The organism is Arthrobacter sunyaminii, from assembly GCF_018866305.1.
Lineage (GTDB): Bacteria > Actinomycetota > Actinomycetes > Actinomycetales > Micrococcaceae > Arthrobacter_B > Arthrobacter_B sunyaminii.
The window spans coordinates 2841170-2858663 of record NZ_CP076456.1 but is presented as its reverse complement, the minus strand read 5'-3'; the positions used below and the strand labels follow the sequence as shown (position 1 = coordinate 2858663).

The following is a 17494-nucleotide window of genomic DNA, read 5'->3' as shown; positions in this document are numbered from 1 at the left end:
ACCAGGATCAAATCATCCGCGGCCGGCACTGCGCCGGACCGCCCGACGAGGGGGAAGGATCCTTCGTGACCGATACCACTGACCTGACAACAGGTGTGGACTCAGCTACCGCCGGAACCAACGGCGAAGCGACTTCAAAAAGCTCCGGACTGGCTGGCCTTAAGCTCGCCCAGCTTCAGGCGCTTGCCGGCCAGCTGGGCATTACCGGCGGATCCCGCATGCGCAAGGGAGATCTCGTAACGGCGATCTCCAACCACCAGCGGGGCGGCGCAGTTGCCGACCGGCCGGTCCGCGGTGCCAAGACCGAGACTGCGCAGGCCGACGTTGCCACAGCAGGTTCCGCAGCCCCGGCTGCCGCTGAGGCCCCGGCCGCAGAGCAGGCAGCCCCCGAGCGTCCGGCGCGGACCCGCAACCGCAACCGCCGCGCTGCCAGTGACGGAGTAGTCACTGCGCCTGCCGCCGAGGCACCCGCCCGGACCGCAGCTGAGCCCGCACAGGCTGAGGCTCCGCGGGAGGAAAACTCCCGCGAGGAGACTCCGCGCGAAGAGCAGCCGCAGCGCGAGCGCAGCAACCGCCGTTCACGCAGCCGCCGTGCGGACAGCGACGGCACCTCCGAGAACGGCCGTGCCGACAACAGCAAGGCCGAGCAGCCGAATGCCGATTCTGCGCCGTCCAATGCCGCAGAGAACGGTGCGGGCGCCCCGGCGAACAACAGCGCCTCTGAGGACCGCCGCGAGAACAACCGCAGCGACAGCCGTGAGAACAAGCGTGACAATAACCGCGAGAACAACCGCGGCGACCGGAATGAGCGCGAGAACAACCGCGGCGACCGGAATGAGCGCGAGAACAACAACCGCGGCGATCGGAATGAGCGCGAGAACAACAACCGCGGCGACCGGAATGAGCGCGACAACAGCCGCAGTGACAACCGTGACAACAATCGCAGCGACAGCCGCGACAATGACAATGAGGAGAACGGGCGCGGGCGCAACCGCCGCAACCGCAACCGCAACGACCGGAATGACCGCAACGATCGCAGCGACCGGAACGACCGTTTCCGCGACCGCAACGAGCGCCGCCGCAACCGGAACCAGAACCCGGACGTCGACGACGTCGAGGTCACTGACGACGACGTCCTGCTGCCCGTAGCCGGCATCCTGGACGTCCTGGAGAACTACGCGTTTGTCCGCACCTCCGGTTACCTGCCGGGCCCGAACGACGTCTACGTGTCCCTGGCCCAGGTCAAGAAGTACAACCTGCGCAAGGGTGACGCCGTTGTCGGTGCCATCCGCGCACCGCGCGAAGGCGAGAACCAGGGCGGCAACCAGCGTCAGAAGTTCAACGCACTGGTTCGCCTGACCTCGGTCAACGGCAAGCCCGCCGAGGACAACAAGGACCGCGTGGAGTTCTCCAAGCTGGTTCCCCTGTACCCCTCCGAGCGCCTGCGCCTGGAGACCTCCGCCAAGGTGATCGGCCCGCGTGTCATCGACCTCGTGGCTCCGATCGGCAAGGGCCAGCGCGGCCTGATCGTCTCCCCGCCAAAGGCCGGTAAGACCCTCATCCTGCAGGCAATCGCCAACGCCATCACGATCAACAATCCTGAGGTCCACCTCATGATGGTCCTCGTGGACGAGCGTCCCGAAGAAGTCACGGACATGCAGCGCACGGTGAAGGGCGAGGTTATCGCCTCCACCTTCGACCGTCCCGCCGATGACCACACCACCGTTGCCGAACTCGCCATCGAGCGGGCCAAGCGCCTCGTGGAAATGGGCAACGACGTCGTCGTCCTCCTGGACTCCATGACCCGCCTGGGCCGTGCCTACAACCTGGCCGCTCCGGCGTCGGGCCGTATCCTGTCCGGCGGTGTCGACTCCTCGGCGCTGTACCCGCCCAAGCGTTTCTTCGGTGCTGCCCGCAACATCGAAAACGGCGGTTCGCTGACCATCCTGGCCACGGCCCTGGTGGAAACCGGATCCAAGATGGACGAGGTGATCTTCGAGGAATTCAAGGGCACCGGCAACATGGAACTGCGCCTGTCCCGCAACCTCGCGGACAAGCGCATCTTCCCGGCCGTGGACGTCAACGCGTCCGGTACCCGCCGCGAAGAGAACCTGCTTTCCCCTGATGAAGTCAAGATCATGTGGAAGCTGCGCCGCGTCCTGTCCGGTCTGGACACGCAGCAGGCTCTGGAACTGCTCACCGGAAAGATCCGTGAGACGCAGTCCAACGTTGAGTTCCTGATGCAGGTCCAGCAGACCACCCTGGGCACCAAGGACAACTAGCTGCCTTACCAAGCCGCTCATATTCCGGCCTCCGCCTTCCGCGGACGGACCGGAGTCTGGGCGGCTTGGCAGTTAACGCGCAGGTCCCGAAGTCCAGGCACAGGTCCGGAGGCCGGGCACGGATAAACTGCTGTTGGGCAGTCGAAAATCTCCGCCGTGAAATTGCCATGGAACCGTCCGCTTTGGGCCGGTTCCAACCATCGAAAGAGGAATGTAAAAGATGTTTGAGTCCATACAGGGTCTGTTGGATGAGCACGCAGAGCTGCAGCTGCGGCTTTCCGATCCCGCAGTGCATGCGGATCAGGGCCTGGCCCGGCGGCTCGGGCGGCGTTATGCCGAGCTCAGCCGCATCGTGGACGCCTACAACAAGTGGCACGCCCTCGAGGACGACCTCGCCGCAGCGTCTGAAATGGCAGCGGAGGATCCGGAATTCGCCGCCGAGGTTCCCGTGCTGAAGGAACAGCTGGATGAGGCACAGGAAACCCTGCGCCGCCTGCTGATTCCGCGCGACCCCAATGACGGCCGCGACGTCATCATCGAGGTCAAGGGCGGTGAAGGCGGCGATGAAGCAGCACTGTTCGCCGGTGACCTGCTGCGCATGTACACCCGTTATGCCGAGCACCGCGGCTGGCGCACCGAGATCATCTCCGCCACCGAGTCCGATCTGGGCGGCTACAAGGATGTCTCCATGGCCATCAAGGGCAACTCCAATGACCCGGCCGAGGGCGTCTACGCCCGCCTGAAGTACGAGGGCGGCGTGCACCGCGTCCAGCGTGTCCCGGTCACGGAATCCCAGGGCCGCATCCACACCTCGGCGGCAGGCGTGCTGGTGCTGCCCGAGGTGGACGAGCCTGAAGAAGTCGAGATCAACCAGAACGACCTGAAGATCGACGTCTACCGTTCCTCCGGCCCCGGCGGACAGTCCGTGAACACCACCGACTCCGCCGTGCGCATCACCCACCTTCCCACCGGAATTGTGGTGGCCATGCAGAACGAGAAATCGCAGCTGCAGAACCGCGAAGCCGCCATGCGCGTGCTCCGTTCCCGCATCCTGGCCCACGAGCAGGAAAAGATCGACGCCGCCAACTCGGACATCCGCAAGTCGCAGATCCGCACCATGGACCGTTCCGAGCGCATCCGCACGTACAACTACCCGGAAAACCGGATCGTGGATCACCGCACCGGCTACAAGGCCTACAACCTGGACACCGTCCTGAACGGCGAGCTGGAGGCCGTGGTGCAGGCTGCCATCGAAATGGATGAACAGGCCCGCCTGGACGCCATCGGTGACGAGAACTAAGTAAGCCGATGGAATCCACCACCCTGGCAGCGGCTTTGCGTGAGGCAACAGCCACTCTGGCCGCAGCCGGGGTGCCCACTCCGGCCGTGGACGCCGAACTGCTGGCCGCACATGTGCTGGGGGAGTCCCGCGGCAGGGTGAAGGCGCTGGCCTTCACCGATGCACCGGTCCCGGCAGGATATGCCGAGCTGGTGGCCGAGCGGGCCTCCCGCGTGCCGCTGCAGCACCTGACGGGTTCCGCGTCCTTCCGCTACCTCGAGCTGAAGGTCGGGCCCGGGGTCTTCGTCCCCCGGCCCGAGACGGAAACGGTGGCCCAGCTGGCCATCGACCATGCCCGTGCCGTTCTTGCTGCCGGGAAGCCTGCGGTTCGGGCAGTGGACCTTGGCACCGGCTCCGGTGCCATTGCCGCCGCCCTGGCCACCGAAGTTCCGGATGCTGAGGTATCCGCCGTCGAGCTGAGCCCGCTGGCCCTGGCCTGGGCGAGCCAGAACCTCGAACCGCTGGGAGTCCGCCTCCTGCATGCGGACCTGCGGACCGCTCTGGCGGATGAAAACGGCAGCTTTGACGTGGTGGTGTCCAACCCGCCGTACGTCCCCGCCGATGCTGTACCCAATGAACCGGAAGCCGCCGAGCATGATCCGGCCATGGCACTTTACGGCGGCGGGCAGGACGGACTTGAACTGCCGCTGGCGGCTGCCGCCACCGCTGCCCGGCTGCTGCTTCCGGACGGTTACTTTGTCATGGAACACGCCGAAGTCCAGGCCGAGCGGATTGCTGCGCTGCTGTCGGCCGAAGCCTGCTGGCGCGGCGTTGCCACGCACACTGATCTAAACGGACGTCCGCGGGCCACCTCCGCCGTGCGGACTTCGTCCCCGGCTGAAACCCACTGACCCCCAACATCAACCAGATGTACTGATCCCAAGGAAACAAGGAAACCCGTGACTACCACTTACGACTGCACTGATCCGCAGAGCCGAAGCGAGGGCCTGGCAAAGGCCCAGCAGGCTGTGGCCGCCAAGCAGTGCGTGGTCCTGCCAACCGACACCGTGTACGGCATCGGGGCAGACGCCTTTTCACCCCAGGCCGTGGCTACCCTGCTGGCATCGAAAGGCCGGGGCCGGTCCATGCCGCCGCCCGTGCTGATTCCGAGGATGCAGACCATGGACGGGCTGGCAGTGGATGTTTCCGAGGACGCGCGGGCGCTGGCCCAGGCCTTCTGGCCCGGCGGGCTGACGTTGATTTTCCATGCACAGCCCTCGCTGACCTGGGACCTCGGCGACACCATGGGCACTGTTGCGCTGCGGATGCCCGATGACCCCATTGCGCTGGAACTGTTGAACCTCACCGGGCCGCTGGCAGTCTCATCGGCTAACCGCACCGGCAACCCTGCGGCTCAGACTGCCGCGCAGGCCCGCGAGCAGCTGGCCGAGTCCGTGGAGGTTTATCTGGAGGCCGGCCCCCGGCCGGAACACGGTGAGGCCGGAGTGCCGTCAACCATCGTCGATGCCACATCCGACACCCTGCGCGTGGTCCGGCAGGGCGCGATCAGCCTGGAACGGTTGCAGGAAGTCGTGCCGGGAGTTCAGAGGCAGTCAGCAGACGCAGCCTAAGGCGCATGACCGCTGCACTCGGCGGGATGCGGGCGGCTGGGGGCCGGATGGCGGGAGCCGGGAGCCGGCGGGCTAGTGGTTTGCCGGTTCCCGGACCTGCACAGAGCGCAGGACTTCCTGCACCCGGGGCTCGGGAACGTTGCCGCTCGCTTCGGCCCAGCCGGGAACCTGCCGCTGGCCGAACCACATCATTTCCAGGCGGCGCAGGGGACCGTGCAGCCGCTCGCCCGCGAGGGCAGAGAGCCGGTAGCCGCTCCAGAGCGCGCTGCGGCACAGCCATTGAGGCAGCCGCAGCGGCTTCCGGCCGCCCGCCGCCTCCAGCACTCCTGCCACCGTGGCATGCTCCCACGGCTGCAGGACGACGGCGGGAACACGGCCCGCGTGCAGTCCCACGGTGCGGATGAACTGCACAAGTGAATCCACTGAACTGACCGGGGAAGGCGCCGTTCCCTCGCCCGCGACGGTGGCGAGCGGAGAGGCGGCCAAACGGGCAAGACTGACCGTTGTGGGCCGCTGCGGTCCCTGAACAGAGGTGGCCCGGATGGTCACGACGCCGCAGGCACCGGCAGACCGTGCCGCCAGACCGCGTTCGCCCAGGGCCTTGGACCGGGAATAGGCGGAAAACGGCTGGACGTAGCTGGTTTCGTCCAGGAACGGACGGTGTCCCTGCACGGCGGCGCTGCTCAGGTGGACGAAGCGGCGAACTCCGGCCGCGTCTGCAGCATCGGCAACAACCAGCGGCAGCAGCGCATTGGCCCCGCGGAGCGCGGGGGAGTCTGTTCCTCCCGGCGTGGCGAGGCCGGCCGCGTTGATGATGACGTCCGCGCCGGCAAAGGCGTTCGCGAGTTCCGTCCGTACTGCAGCCAGTGCGGAAGCTTCCTCAAGCAGCCCCGCTGCGTCCTCGGCGGCTGACTCGAGCCGGGGAGCTGCAACGGCGCGCACGGTAAGTCCGGCGGCACGCAGTGATTCGCATACGGCGCTGCCGATAAAACCGGAGGATCCGAGCACGGCCCAAACAGCCGACGTCGTCGGCTCGGCTGCGCTGGCGTTCTGTACTGCGGGATGGTGCGGAGAAATGTCGTGCGTCAAACCTGGTGTTTCCGATCGTTGGACGGGGCCGGATCAAGCGGCGGCATGGGCTGCCAAGATCCATCGTGCAGGATCAACCGGCTTTCCCGCCAACCGCGCCACAGGCTCGGCGCCCCGGCAACCCGGTGCTCTACGGCAAGCAGCCGCAGAATCTCCTTGCCGGCAGTCAGCAGCGTTCCCAGCGCAAACCCAAGGCGGTTGTACCGCCCGTGCGCCCGCAGATACTGACCCGTGTGGCCGCGGTTGCGCATGGAATAGAAGCGGCTGAGATCACTTGAATCGTTCAAGTGCCGGATGCCCAGATCGATCTGCTTCTGCGGACGGACCTTCTGCAGCACAAAGTCATTGACGTAGACCACGTCCGTCAGGCGCGAGGCAAGCCAGCCGTAGATCTCGTCGTCGCCGTTGATGAAGTACCGCTCGTCGGGAAGCCCGATGCGGCGCACGAGATCAGCCGAAATCAGCATGCCCTCAAAGCAGCCCACGTTGGTTGTGAAAGCTGCACTGTCCCGGAAGACATTGCCGCGGACCGGAATATGGATACCCAGGAACGGGAGGAACCGGTGCTGCCAGAAGAACGGGTTGCCGGCCTCGTCCAGGCGCCTGCCGTGGATGCACCCGTACGTTCCGGTCCACTTGCGAAGTGCCGTCACGGCACCCGGGAGGACAACGACGTCGTCGTCCATTAACCACAGCCAAGACGCACCTTCGCTGAGGGCACGCGCTACGCCGGCGGAGAATCCCCCGGCGCCGCCGGCGTTGACAGGCAGCCGCACGTTGATTAGCGGGATGGCGAGCCGGGAGGCAGCGGCGGTGATGACGTCCTGGGTGTCATCGGTGCTGGCGTTGTCCACCACGACAATCCGCTCCGGTGCCGGTTCCAGGGCGGCCACGGAATCCAGCAGTCCGCGCAAATATCCGGAACGGTTGAAAGTGGCGATGACCAGGGTCAGTTCCTCGGCAGAGGAGGGCGTAGCGGGGGAGGGCACCTCGGGGCGGGCCATGTCAGAAGCCGAAGTCCGACGGCGGTCCGAAGCGGCGTCCGCGCATCCCGGCCGCGTAGGCACGCAGCCAGGCGGCGAAGCCCCTCGGATCGCGGGTCTTGGCGAAGTGGACGGGATAGCCCACCGCGTCAGCGGCGAAGGAGCGCAGCCGCTTGTATTTCCATGTCAGGTGACCGCGGTTGCGGTAGAAATAAAACTGTTTGAAGGCATTTTCGGGAACCAGCACGTGCAGCCGTTCACCGGCAACCTGCTGCACTTCGGCCCACGCCGCCGGGTGGGTCAGGGCTACGGAGGTCACGGTTCCGAACCGGATTCCGGCGCGCCGCAGCCGGATCATGAAATCGGTCTCATCCCCGCGGATAAACAGGCGCAGATCCGGGAGGCCCACACGGAAGAATACGTCGGCGCGGATCAGTGCACCGTTGAAGAAATGCCCGACGTCGGGGATGAAGCCCAGCTTCTCCACCTGCGCGCGGTCATGGGTCAGCTTGCCGTCCAACCGGAAGTGGAAGGACAGAGTGTCAGGGTGCCCGGGAGCCACGACCAGCGGAAGGACCACGTCCATGTGGTGCTTCTGAGCGGCCTCAAGCAGGGCGGCGAGGCAGTTCGGATCCTCCGGATGTGCGTCGTCGTCCATAATCCAGATCCAGTCCGCCCCGGAAGCCATGGCGGTAAGGATGGCCAGCGAAAAACCGCCGGCGCCCCCAAGGTTTGTGTTGGACCGAACGTACGTAACGGGCGCGGACGAAGCTTCAGCGATATCCTGAACCGGCGTCTTCCCTGAATCCACCAAGGCCACCGAGGTAATGTTGGCGCTCTGGGCAGCCAGTGAGTCCAGCAGAGTGGACACATCGTCGGGGCGGTCGAACGTTACTGCTGCTACGGCCACGGAGTCCGGCAAAATGATCCTTTCGAGGCAACCCGGATGAGCGGCCCAAGCCGAACGGAGCAGGGTGTGCAGTTAGAATGCTGATGAGATTCCAGTCTATTACACCGGATTCTTCCGAACAGTGTTGCAATCACCGAGAAGAGAACCGGGGAACTACCCGTTGAGGATTATGAGGCAGACAAGCACGGACGAGAGCGGTCCTTTCCGCGGCGAAAGGCCTGCGCTGTGGCTGTGGACGCAGTACATTCTGGACTCTCTGGCCTGGATCGTGGCCATCGTCCTGGCGCTGGTGCTGCGGTACGAGCTCACGGTGGACCAGATCAATCCCGGGGGTGTCGCCGTCTTCTGCGGCGTGGCCGTGCTGGTGCAGCTGATCGTGGGTTACTCCTTCGCGCTGTACCGCGGCAGGTACAGCTTCGGAAGCTTCCACGAGATGCGGCTGCTGGCCATCGTCACGCTGGTTGTCTCCGCCATACTCGTCATCGTCAGTGCGCTCTTTGGCCTGGCCATCGACATTCCCCGCAGCACCGGCATGATCGCCTTCCCGTTTGCCTGCCTGTTCATGGCCGCCATCCGCTACCTCAAGCGGATGTATGTCGAGGGCAAGGCGCGTCCGGGCGACGAGGCCCAGCGGACGCTGGTGTACGGCGCCGGTTTCCTGGGCAGTTCCCTCGTGACGCGGATGATGAAGGACCCGGATTCGCCTTACTATCCCGTTGGCCTGATCGACGATGATCCGGCGAAAAAGCACCTCCGGCTGTCCACCGTGCCCGTGCTGGGACGGCTGCAGGACCTGCGCGAGGTTGTCCAGCGCACCCGCGCCTCCATTCTGATCATTGCGATCGCCGACGTCGAAGCCCGCCAGGTGCGCGAGGTCACCGACCATGCTGAGGGCTTGAACCTCCGGGTACTGGTATTGCCGCCGCTGAAGGACATGCTGAGCAAGGGCGCCGGTGCCGGCCTCACCGATTTCCGCGAGGTTGCCGTTGAGGACCTGATCGGCCGCCGTCCCGTGGATATCCATGTGGAGGAGGTGGCCGGCTACCTCACCGGCCGCAAGGTCCTGGTGACCGGAGCGGGCGGATCCATCGGTTCCGAGCTGTGCCGCCAGATCACCGCCTTTGATCCGGCCGAGCTGATTATGGTGGACCGCGACGAAACCGGACTGCAGCTCACCCAGCTGTCCATCACCGGACACGGCCTGCTGAACGGCAGGGACACCGTCCTGGCGGACATCCGCGATCCCGCAGCGCTGGAGCAGATTTTCACCGAACGCCGTCCCGACGTCGTGTTTCATGCCGCAGCGCTGAAGCATGTTTCCCTGCTGGAGCAGTATCCGCAGGAAGCCTGGAAGACCAATGTGCTGGGAACCGCCAACGTCCTGCGGGCCGCCAAGAAGGCCAAGGTCAAGTACTTCGTCAACATCTCCACGGACAAAGCAGCCAACCCCACCACGGTGCTGGGGCACTCCAAGCGGGTGGCCGAGAAACTCACCGCCTGGATGGCGCGCAGCACCCAGGACCGCTACGTGTCGGTGCGGTTCGGCAACGTGATCGGCAGCCGGGGTTCCATGCTGCCCCTGTTCACCGAGCAGATCCGGCAGGGCGGGCCGCTGACCGTGACCGATCCGGAAGTGACCCGGTTCTTCATGACCATCCCCGAAGCCTGCCAGCTGGTGATCCAGGCCGGGGCGATCGGCCGCGGCGGAGAAGTCCTGATCCTGGACATGGGGGAGCCGGTGAAGATCCTCGACGTCGCAAAACGGATGATTGCCATGTCCGGCAAGGACATAGAGATTGTGTTCACAGGGCTTCGCCAGGGCGAAAAGATGCACGAAATCCTGGTGGGCACCGGTGAAGATGACTCCCGTCCGCTGCATCCCAAGATTTCCCATACTGCGGTGGATGAACTGAATCCGTCGGACCTGAAATTCGAAGACTGGCTGCACAAGTGCGGTGTGGATTCGCACGGTGAAATCCTGCCCCCGGTCACGGAAATCGGAGGCGCGGTTCCCGGCGAACGCACTGCCCGCCGCCCCCGCAGCGACGGAACAGCGAAACGGCGGACCGGCTAATGCTCCTTGCCCTGTGCATTGGGGCAGCCTTCCTCGCAAGCCTGCTGCTGCCCTTCCTCTTCATACCTTTCCTGCGCCGCCTTGGCGTCCTGGACATCCCCAACGAGCGCTCCTCGCACAGCAAGGTCATCATCCGCGGTGTGGGAGTCACCATCGCCGCGGGTGTCCTGCTGGGCACGGGCCTATCCCTGCTGACCGGACTGGTTGCCATTGACCGGTCCATCATGGCGATCCTGATGGCCGTTATCGCCGCGGCGTCACTCCTGGGCTGGGTCGAAGACTTCCGCGGCCTGTCGGTCCGGGTCCGGGCCGGACTTCAGCTGCTCCTTGGCATCTTGGGAACCACCGCACTTGTCTGGACCATGGAGCAAAGCTACTGGTGGGTTCCGGTGGGGGCCCTTGCCATTGCCGCCTACATCAACGTCGCCAACTTTATGGACGGCGTCAACGGGATCTCCGGGCTGCACGGCATCGCCGTCGGCGTCCTCTACGCCGTTGCCGGCCAGCTCAATGACCACGTGTGGATGACGGTGGCCGGCGCCGTCACCGCTGCCGCTTTTGCAGCGTTCCTGCCGTGGAACCTGGGCCGCGGTTCGGTGTTCATGGGCGACGTCGGCAGCTACCTGCTGGGTGCCTGCATTTCCGGAATTGCGGTTGCCGCCTTCCTGGCCGGGGTTCCTGTGGAATATCTCCTCTTCCCGATCCTCATTTATCTCGCTGACACCTTCTCTACCCTCCTGCTGCGCATCAGCCGGGGTGAACGCTGGTATGCCGCGCACCGCCAGCATGTCTACCAGCGGCTGACCGACGTTGGTCTCAGCCATCTCCAGTCCGCCGGCGTGGTGACCGCCTGCACCCTGCTGACCGGGGGAGCGGGCCTCGTTCTCGCCGAAGCGGAGGATGTGCCCAAGATTGCGCTGACGCTCTTTGCCGCCGCCGTAGTGGTGTTTTACCTCTTCTCTCCGAAGGTCTTCGGCCGGCGGCGCGCCCGGGTGTGAGCGTATGTGACGCCTCCCGGGCGGAGGCGACTTCTATGTGCTGTAGAATTTCAAGAGTCGCGAAGAATACGCGGCACAAATTCCCGCCCCAGCCCGAAGGATGTCTAAAGTTATGAGCCCCGCAGACGGTGCCCAGACTGGACGTCCCCTTGTCGCTTCAGGGCCCACCCTGAATCCGTGGCTGCGCATCTTCCGCACCGCGATGATGTGGACCGGCCTGGTTGCCGCAGTCCTTATCGTTGCGTCCCTGGTCGCAGACGGGACCGCAGGTGTCGGCAGCGTGCTGTTTGGCTGGGCCCTCGTCATTGCTTTCAGCGGCGTCAGCCTGCTGATTGTCCATGTGGTGGGCCGGGACAACCCGCACGGCGCGATGGCCATGTTTGCGCTCATCTACATCGTCAAAGTGGCTGTTTTTGCTGCGGTGCTGCTTCTGATCGGCAGGCCGGCCTGGCTTGAGGCAACGTGGTTCTTTACCGCTGCGCTTCTGACCGTGGTGGTATGGCAGGTTGCGGAAATCCGTGCCTTCTCCCGGATTCGTTTCCAGCTGTACGACGACAATGCGGGGGAAGAAACATCAGTCAAAGGGAAAATGGATGCCTGAAAAGCCTGATTACGATCCCGAAAACACGTACGACTCCGGCATGCGCGTCTTCAGCTACATCATTGGCGGGATCGTCGCCTGGGGTTTGATAGGGTGGTTTTTGGACAATCTGTTCGAGACTCAGTGGTTGGTGCTCGTCGGTATCCTTTTTGGAGCAGCCGCCGGATTCTATCTGACCAAAGTCCACGGCCTGACCGGAAGCAAACCTGCGAAAGCCAGCGTCGGCCATCCAGCCCACAACCGTGAAGAAGCCGAACAGTAATGCCACAGTTTTTAGAGCGGGCAACCAGTATTGCCCCGATTCACACGCCCGATGAAGGACACAGCAGAGAGGAAACGCGTTGATCGCGCTTGCACTCCCGGCCACTAATGAAGGTGGATTCGTTCCGCCGGCCATTGAAGAAATGCACCTCCCTGAGATTTTCCCGTGGGGCGCGGACTACGGCACCGGTGTCGGCAAGCAGATGCTGCTGGTCGTCCTCTCGGTCATCATCATTGCCGTTATCTTTGTTCGAGCTTCCCGGAAGGGACAGCTGGTGCCGGGACGCCTGCAGTTCCTGGGTGAATTCGGTTACGGATTCGTCCGCAACGGCATCGCCAAGGATGTGATCGGCGAGCGGGACTTCCTCAAGTTCGTCCCCTTCCTCTTCGCGCTGTTCTTCTTCATCATCGTCAACAACATTTACGGTGCCATTCCGTTCATTCAGTTGCCGAGCTTCTCCCACCCGGGCGGTGCTTACCTGCTGGCCGCGATCGTGTACTTCACATGGATCGGTGTTGGCATCAAGAAGCACGGAATGAAGTACTTCGTGAAGGCCACAGTGCCCTCGGGCGTGCCGTGGTACATCCTCCCCGTTCTGGTTCCCATTGAGATCATCTCCAATTTCCTGGTCCGGCCGATCACGCACAGCCTGCGTTTGTTCGCCACCATGATGTCCGGGCACTTGATTGTCATGCTTGCCGGCGCCGGCATTGAATACCTCCTGGTTCTCCAGGACAACATCATCCTCCAGGCCTCGTCTGTCCTGGTGCTGGTTGGCGGCATCGCCATGTACATGCTTGAAGCACTGATCATGGTGCTCCAGGCCTACGTTTTCACCCTGCTTACCGCCATCTACATCCAGGGCGCACTGGCAGACGATCACTAAGCTTCCCCTCCGGGATAACTAAACTTCCCCTTCGGGGAAACCCCAAGCAACCTGCCCTCAGGGCATCTTGAAAGGAAAAATCAACATGGAAATCGCAGGTAGCCTCAACGCAATCGGCTATGGTCTCTCCGCAATCGGCGGCGCCATCGGTGTGGGTCTCGTCTTCTTCGCTTACATCAGCGGCGTTGCACGCCAGCCGGAGGCACAGCGCGTCCTTCAGCCCATCGCCTTCCTTGGCCTGGCACTGACCGAAGCACTCGCTATTCTTGGTCTGGTTCTCGCGTTCATTGTCTAGTCCGAACCGACTGACCCACCAAGCAGATAGGACGGGTGCATTATGGATCAGGTAATTATGTTGGCAGCCTCTGAGGGCGCCAACCCCCTGATTCCCAACGTCTGGGAAATCCTGGTGACGGGAATCAGTTTCGCCATACTGATGTTCATCGTCGTCAAGTTTGTGGTTCCGGGCTTCGAAAAGACGTACGCGGAGCGCACTGAAGCCATTGAAGGCAACATTGCCAAAGCGGAGAAGGCCCAGGCCGAGGCCAGCGCAGCGCTGGTGGAGTACAAGGCACAGCTTTCAGATGCCCGGGCAGAAGCCAACGCCATCCGTGAGGAAGCACGCGCCGAAGGCGCTCAGATTCTTGCGGACCTGAAGGCTAAAGCTGCTGCTGAATCCGCTCGGATCACCGAGCAGGCCCAGGTGCAGATTGCCGCAGAACGGCAGGCGGCCGTAACGTCGCTCCGTGCTGAGGTTGGCACCCTGGCAACCGAGCTGGCCGGACGCATCATCGGCGAGACGCTCGAGGATGACGCCCGCGCTGCCCGCGTGGTTGACCGTTTCCTTGGGGAACTGGAAAACGAGAACGCAGGTGCAGCTAGGTAATGGCAGGAGTATCGAGCGAATCACTCGCCGCGGCACGGCAGCAGCTGGAAGCCAAGCTTCCGTTTGCGTCCCTGTCGCTGGCAGAGGAACTCTTTGGAATCCTGGGCGTTCTCGACAGCAGCGCCGGTGTCCGGCGTGCGCTGACCGATCCCGCCCGTGAAAGCGATGCCAAGGCGGCGCTGGTTTCACAGCTGGTAGGCGGAAAGGTTTCAGCCGACGCTGAAGCCATTGCAGCCAATCTGGTCTCCTCGCGTTGGCGGTCTCCGCGTGACTTGGGTGATGCGCTCGAGGAACTGGCTGCCACTGTTGTTTCGGCAACGGCAGAAAACAGGGGATCAGGGCTTGTCGGCCTCGATGCACTGGAAGACGATCTCATCCGGTTCAACCGGGTGGTGGCTTCCAGCCACGAACTCCAGCGTGCACTGTCCGAGCCGCAGGCCTCGCCTGAAGCGAAGATTACGCTGGCCGAGAAGATTGTGCCCGGGGCCAGCCCTGCGGCACTCGTACTGATCCGCCAGGCGGTCACGCATCCGCGTGGCCTGAAGCCCAGTGCCCTGGTGGCACGCTTCCTGGAGCTCGTTGCCGGGCGCCAGAAGCGCTGGATCGCCGAGGTTCGGGCCGCCCGTCCGTTGACCCAAGAGCAGCTTTCGCGTCTGCAGTCCTCTCTTAATGGACTCTACGGCCGTGAGTTGAAGATCAACGCCGACGTTGACCCGTCACTGATCGGCGGCGTGCGGATCGCAGTGGGGGACGAGATACTGGATTCATCAGTAGTTTCCCGTCTGTCCGACCTCCGTCGGAAGCTCGCGGTCTAGCCGTCCCGCGGGACGGTTGAGACCAGTTCAAGATCATTTGAGAATTAATCACGGTCATCGGCACCAAGCGATGATCACAACACAGGAGAGCAGGGACTGCAGATGGCCGAATTGACCATCAACGCCGACGACGTCCGTAATGCGTTGAACGAATTCGCGGCGTCCTACGAACCCGGAAACGCAGAGCGCGTTGAAGTTGGCCGCGTAACAACCGCCAGCGACGGCATTGCCCGTGTGGAGGGCCTGCCCTCCGTCATGGCAAACGAGCTGCTTCGGTTCGAGGACGGCACACTGGGCCTGGCCCAGAACCTTGACACCCGTGAAATCGGTGTCGTTGTACTCGGCGATTTCGCCGGGATCGAAGAAGGCCAGGAAGTTCACCGCACCGGTGAAGTCCTGTCCGTACCCGTGGGCGATGCCTTCCTGGGCCGCGTTGTCGACCCGCTGGGCGAGCCCATGGATGACATGGGCCCCATCCAGGCCGAGGCACGCCGTGCACTGGAACTCCAGGCACCCGGCGTAACCCAGCGCAAGTCGGTTCACGAACCGCTTCAGACCGGCCTCAAGGCAATCGACGCCATGATCCCGATCGGCCGCGGCCAGCGCCAGCTGATCATTGGTGACCGCAAGACGGGTAAGACCGCCATTGCTGTTGACGCCATCCTCAACCAGAAGGCCAACTGGGAATCCGGCGACGTCCAGAAGCAGGTGCGCTGCATTTACGTAGCCATCGGCCAGAAGGCGTCCACGGTTGCTGAGATCAAGCGCACCCTCGAAGAGGCCGGCGCCATGGAGTACACCACCATCGTGGCCTCCCCGGCATCCGACCCCGCAGGCTTCAAGTACCTGGCACCGTACGCCGGTTCGGCCATCGGCCAGCACTGGATGTACGGCGGCAAGCACGTCCTGATCATCTTTGATGATCTCTCCAAGCAGGCTGAAGCCTACCGTGCCGTGTCGCTGCTGCTGCGCCGCCCGCCGGGACGCGAAGCGTACCCCGGTGACGTCTTCTACTTGCACTCCCGCCTGCTGGAGCGTTGCGCCAAGCTCTCCGACGAGCTCGGTGCAGGATCGATGACCGGCCTGCCGATCATCGAAACCAAGGCAAACGACGTCTCGGCTTACATCCCGACCAACGTCATCTCCATCACCGATGGTCAGATCTTCCTTCAGTCGGACCTCTTCAACGCCAACCAGCGCCCCGCCGTCGACGTCGGTATTTCCGTCTCGCGCGTCGGTGGTGCTGCACAGCAGAAGGCCATGAAGAAGGTTTCCGGTACTTTGAAGCTGGAACTGGCCCAGTACCGCGACATGCAGGCGTTCTCCATGTTCGCTTCGGACCTGGACGCAGCCACCCGCCAGCAGCTCACCCGCGGTGCGCGGCTGATGGAACTCCTCAAGCAGGGTCAGTACGCTCCGTACCCGGTTGAGGAACAGGTTGTTTCGATCTGGGCCGGCACCAACGGCTACCTGGACGATGTTCCCGTGGAAGACGTGCTCCGCTTCGAAGGCGAGTTCATCGACCACCTGAAGCACAGCACGTCCGTCCTGACCACCCTGGCACAGACGGGCAAGCTTGAGGACTCCACTGTGGAGGAACTCAAGAAGCGCGTTGTCTCCTTCAAGGAAGGCTTCTTCGGGGAGGGCGACAACCACATGGTTGCCGCCGGCCACGAAGAGTACGCCGCCTTGGGCGAAGACGCTGTTGACCAGGAAAAGATCGTCAAGCAGAAGCGCTAGCGGCTTAGGTGTTCCGCGTCCGGGCCGCACGGCCCGGACGCGGAACACCTGGCCTATGCCTTAGCCCCTAGTTCAAACGCTAGGAACTGAAAGGAAAAGTATGGGAGCCCAAATTCGGGTCTACCGTCAGAAGATCGCTTCGACGACGTCGATGCAGAAGATCTTCAAGGCGATGGAGCTGATTGCTGCCTCTCGCATTGGAAAGGCACGCACCCGTGTGGCTGCGTCATTGCCGTACTCCAATGCGATCACCCGTGCCGTTTCTGCTGTGGCGTCCCAGTCGGAAATCGATCACCCGCTGACTACCGAGCCGGAGCAGATCCGCCGGGCAGCCATGGTGGTTATGACCTCCGACCGCGGTCTTGCTGGTTCGTACTCCGCCAGTGTGCTCAAGCAGAGCGAATCCTTGGTCGAATTGCTCCGTGAAGAGGGCAAAGAGGTCAAGACCTACCTGGTGGGACGTAAGGCACAGGCGTACTACGATTTCCGTGACCGGGAATCCGCACGTGTCTGGACCGGAAACACCGACGCACCTGACTTCGAAACGGCCCGCGAAATCGGCAGGGCCCTTCTTGATGACTTCAACACAGACTACGAAGACGGCGGCGTGGATGAAATCCACATTGTCTACACGCGCTTCAAGTCGATGGTTGTTCAGGAACCCACGGTGATCCGCCTGCTGCCGCTGGAGGTTGTTGAGGAAGAAGCACAGTCCGAGACTGAGCTGCTGCCTCTGTACGAGTACGAGCCGGAGCCCGAAAAGGTTCTTGACGCACTGCTGCCGCGCTACATCGAGTCGCGCATCTTCGCAGCCATGCTTCAGGCAGCCGCTTCCGAGCTCGCAGCCCGCCAGCGCGCAATGAAGTCCGCAGGGGACAACGCCTCCGACCTTATTAAGAAGTACACGCGACTTCGCAATAACGCCCGTCAGGCCGAGATCACCCAGGAACTGTCCGAAATTGTTGCCGGTGCCGACGCGCTCAGCGCGTCCTAGCCCCGGCTCCAGGACCCGTTCCACCAAAGCAAACTTAGTCCACACGCCATCTAACTGAGTGAAG

The 17494-nt window shown here is 63.5% G+C and carries 17 protein-coding genes; 14 read left to right on the top strand and 3 right to left on the bottom strand.

Features of this window, described 5'->3' with window-relative positions:
• Window positions 1-65 precede the first annotated feature (65 nt).
• The 4 genes from rho to KG104_RS12845 all read left to right on the top strand — a co-directional run bounded on the left by rho (window position 66) and on the right by KG104_RS12845 (window position 5192).
• The gene (gene rho, locus KG104_RS12860; protein ID WP_104052466.1) at window positions 66-2282 is read left to right on the top strand and encodes a transcription termination factor Rho; all 2217 of its coding nucleotides are present in this window, start codon (window positions 66-68) and stop codon (window positions 2280-2282) included.
• A 220-nt stretch (window positions 2283-2502) separates the two neighbouring features.
• Window positions 2503-3582 carry a peptide chain release factor 1 gene (prfA, locus tag KG104_RS12855; protein ID WP_104052465.1) on the top strand — a complete coding sequence of 360 codons (1080 nt, stop codon included), beginning with the start codon at window positions 2503-2505 and terminating at the stop codon, window positions 3580-3582.
• Window positions 3583-3590: 8 nt separating this feature from the next.
• Window positions 3591-4472: a peptide chain release factor N(5)-glutamine methyltransferase gene (gene prmC / locus KG104_RS12850; protein ID WP_207348023.1), complete on the top strand. Its 882-nt coding sequence runs from the start codon at window positions 3591-3593 to the stop codon at window positions 4470-4472.
• A gap of 48 nt (window positions 4473-4520) precedes the next feature.
• The gene (locus KG104_RS12845; RefSeq protein ID WP_207348024.1) at window positions 4521-5192 is read left to right on the top strand and encodes an L-threonylcarbamoyladenylate synthase; all 672 of its coding nucleotides are present in this window, start codon (window positions 4521-4523) and stop codon (window positions 5190-5192) included.
• Window positions 5193-5264: 72 nt separating this feature from the next.
• Here KG104_RS12845 and KG104_RS12840 read toward each other — a convergent pair whose 3' ends face one another.
• The 3 genes from KG104_RS12840 to KG104_RS12830 are packed head-to-tail and all read right to left on the bottom strand — an operon-like array spanning window position 5265 to window position 8186.
• A complete protein-coding gene (locus tag KG104_RS12840) occupies window positions 5265-6281 on the bottom strand; it encodes an NAD-dependent epimerase/dehydratase family protein (RefSeq protein WP_237687159.1) in 1017 nt (338 codons plus the stop codon).
• Complete coding sequence (locus KG104_RS12835; RefSeq protein ID WP_207348025.1) at window positions 6278-7285, bottom strand: glycosyltransferase; 1008 nt, start codon at window positions 7283-7285, stop codon at window positions 6278-6280. Before KG104_RS12835 ends, KG104_RS12840 begins: the two co-directional genes overlap by 4 nt.
• A 1-nt stretch (window position 7286) precedes the next feature.
• Window positions 7287-8186 carry a glycosyltransferase gene (locus KG104_RS12830; RefSeq protein WP_104052461.1) on the bottom strand — a complete coding sequence of 300 codons (900 nt, stop codon included), beginning with the start codon at window positions 8184-8186 and terminating at the stop codon, window positions 7287-7289.
• 157 nt (window positions 8187-8343) lie between these two features.
• On the opposite strand from KG104_RS12830, the gene KG104_RS12825 reads away from it, so the two are divergent.
• The 10 genes from KG104_RS12825 to KG104_RS12780 all read left to right on the top strand — a co-directional run bounded on the left by KG104_RS12825 (window position 8344) and on the right by KG104_RS12780 (window position 17430).
• Window positions 8344-10248 (top strand): polysaccharide biosynthesis protein, encoded by a 1905-nt coding sequence (locus KG104_RS12825; protein ID WP_207348026.1) that lies wholly within the window; start codon window positions 8344-8346, stop codon window positions 10246-10248.
• Window positions 10248-11246 carry an MraY family glycosyltransferase gene (locus KG104_RS12820; protein WP_104160582.1) on the top strand — a complete coding sequence of 333 codons (999 nt, stop codon included), beginning with the start codon at window positions 10248-10250 and terminating at the stop codon, window positions 11244-11246. The genes KG104_RS12825 and KG104_RS12820 overlap by 1 nt, the downstream gene beginning before the upstream one ends.
• 112 nt (window positions 11247-11358) lie before the next feature.
• Window positions 11359-11847, top strand: coding sequence for a Cg1360 family ATP-synthase-associated protein (locus KG104_RS12815; protein ID WP_237687160.1), 489 nt, complete (start codon window positions 11359-11361; stop codon window positions 11845-11847).
• Window positions 11840-12109 (top strand): AtpZ/AtpI family protein, encoded by a 270-nt coding sequence (locus KG104_RS12810; protein ID WP_237687161.1) that lies wholly within the window; start codon window positions 11840-11842, stop codon window positions 12107-12109. The genes KG104_RS12815 and KG104_RS12810 overlap by 8 nt, the downstream gene beginning before the upstream one ends.
• A gap of 79 nt (window positions 12110-12188) precedes the next feature.
• A complete protein-coding gene (atpB, locus tag KG104_RS12805; RefSeq protein WP_104052456.1) occupies window positions 12189-12995 on the top strand; it encodes a F0F1 ATP synthase subunit A in 807 nt (268 codons plus the stop codon).
• An 85-nt stretch (window positions 12996-13080) separates the two neighbouring features.
• Window positions 13081-13290, top strand: a complete 210-nt coding sequence (locus tag KG104_RS12800) for an ATP synthase subunit c family protein (RefSeq protein WP_181032239.1) — start codon at window positions 13081-13083, stop codon at window positions 13288-13290.
• Between the two features lie 42 nt (window positions 13291-13332).
• Window positions 13333-13881, top strand: coding sequence for a F0F1 ATP synthase subunit B (locus KG104_RS12795; protein ID WP_104052454.1), 549 nt, complete (start codon window positions 13333-13335; stop codon window positions 13879-13881).
• Window positions 13881-14696, top strand: coding sequence for a F0F1 ATP synthase subunit delta (locus tag KG104_RS12790; protein ID WP_104052453.1), 816 nt, complete (start codon window positions 13881-13883; stop codon window positions 14694-14696). Before KG104_RS12795 ends, KG104_RS12790 begins: the two co-directional genes overlap by 1 nt.
• A gap of 102 nt (window positions 14697-14798) precedes the next feature.
• On the top strand, window positions 14799-16436 hold the full coding sequence (atpA, locus tag KG104_RS12785; RefSeq protein WP_104052452.1) for a F0F1 ATP synthase subunit alpha: 1638 nt from the start codon (window positions 14799-14801) through the stop codon (window positions 16434-16436).
• 100 nt (window positions 16437-16536) lie between these two features.
• Complete coding sequence (locus KG104_RS12780; protein WP_104052451.1) at window positions 16537-17430, top strand: F0F1 ATP synthase subunit gamma; 894 nt, start codon at window positions 16537-16539, stop codon at window positions 17428-17430.
• Window positions 17431-17494: the final 64 nt, after the last annotated feature.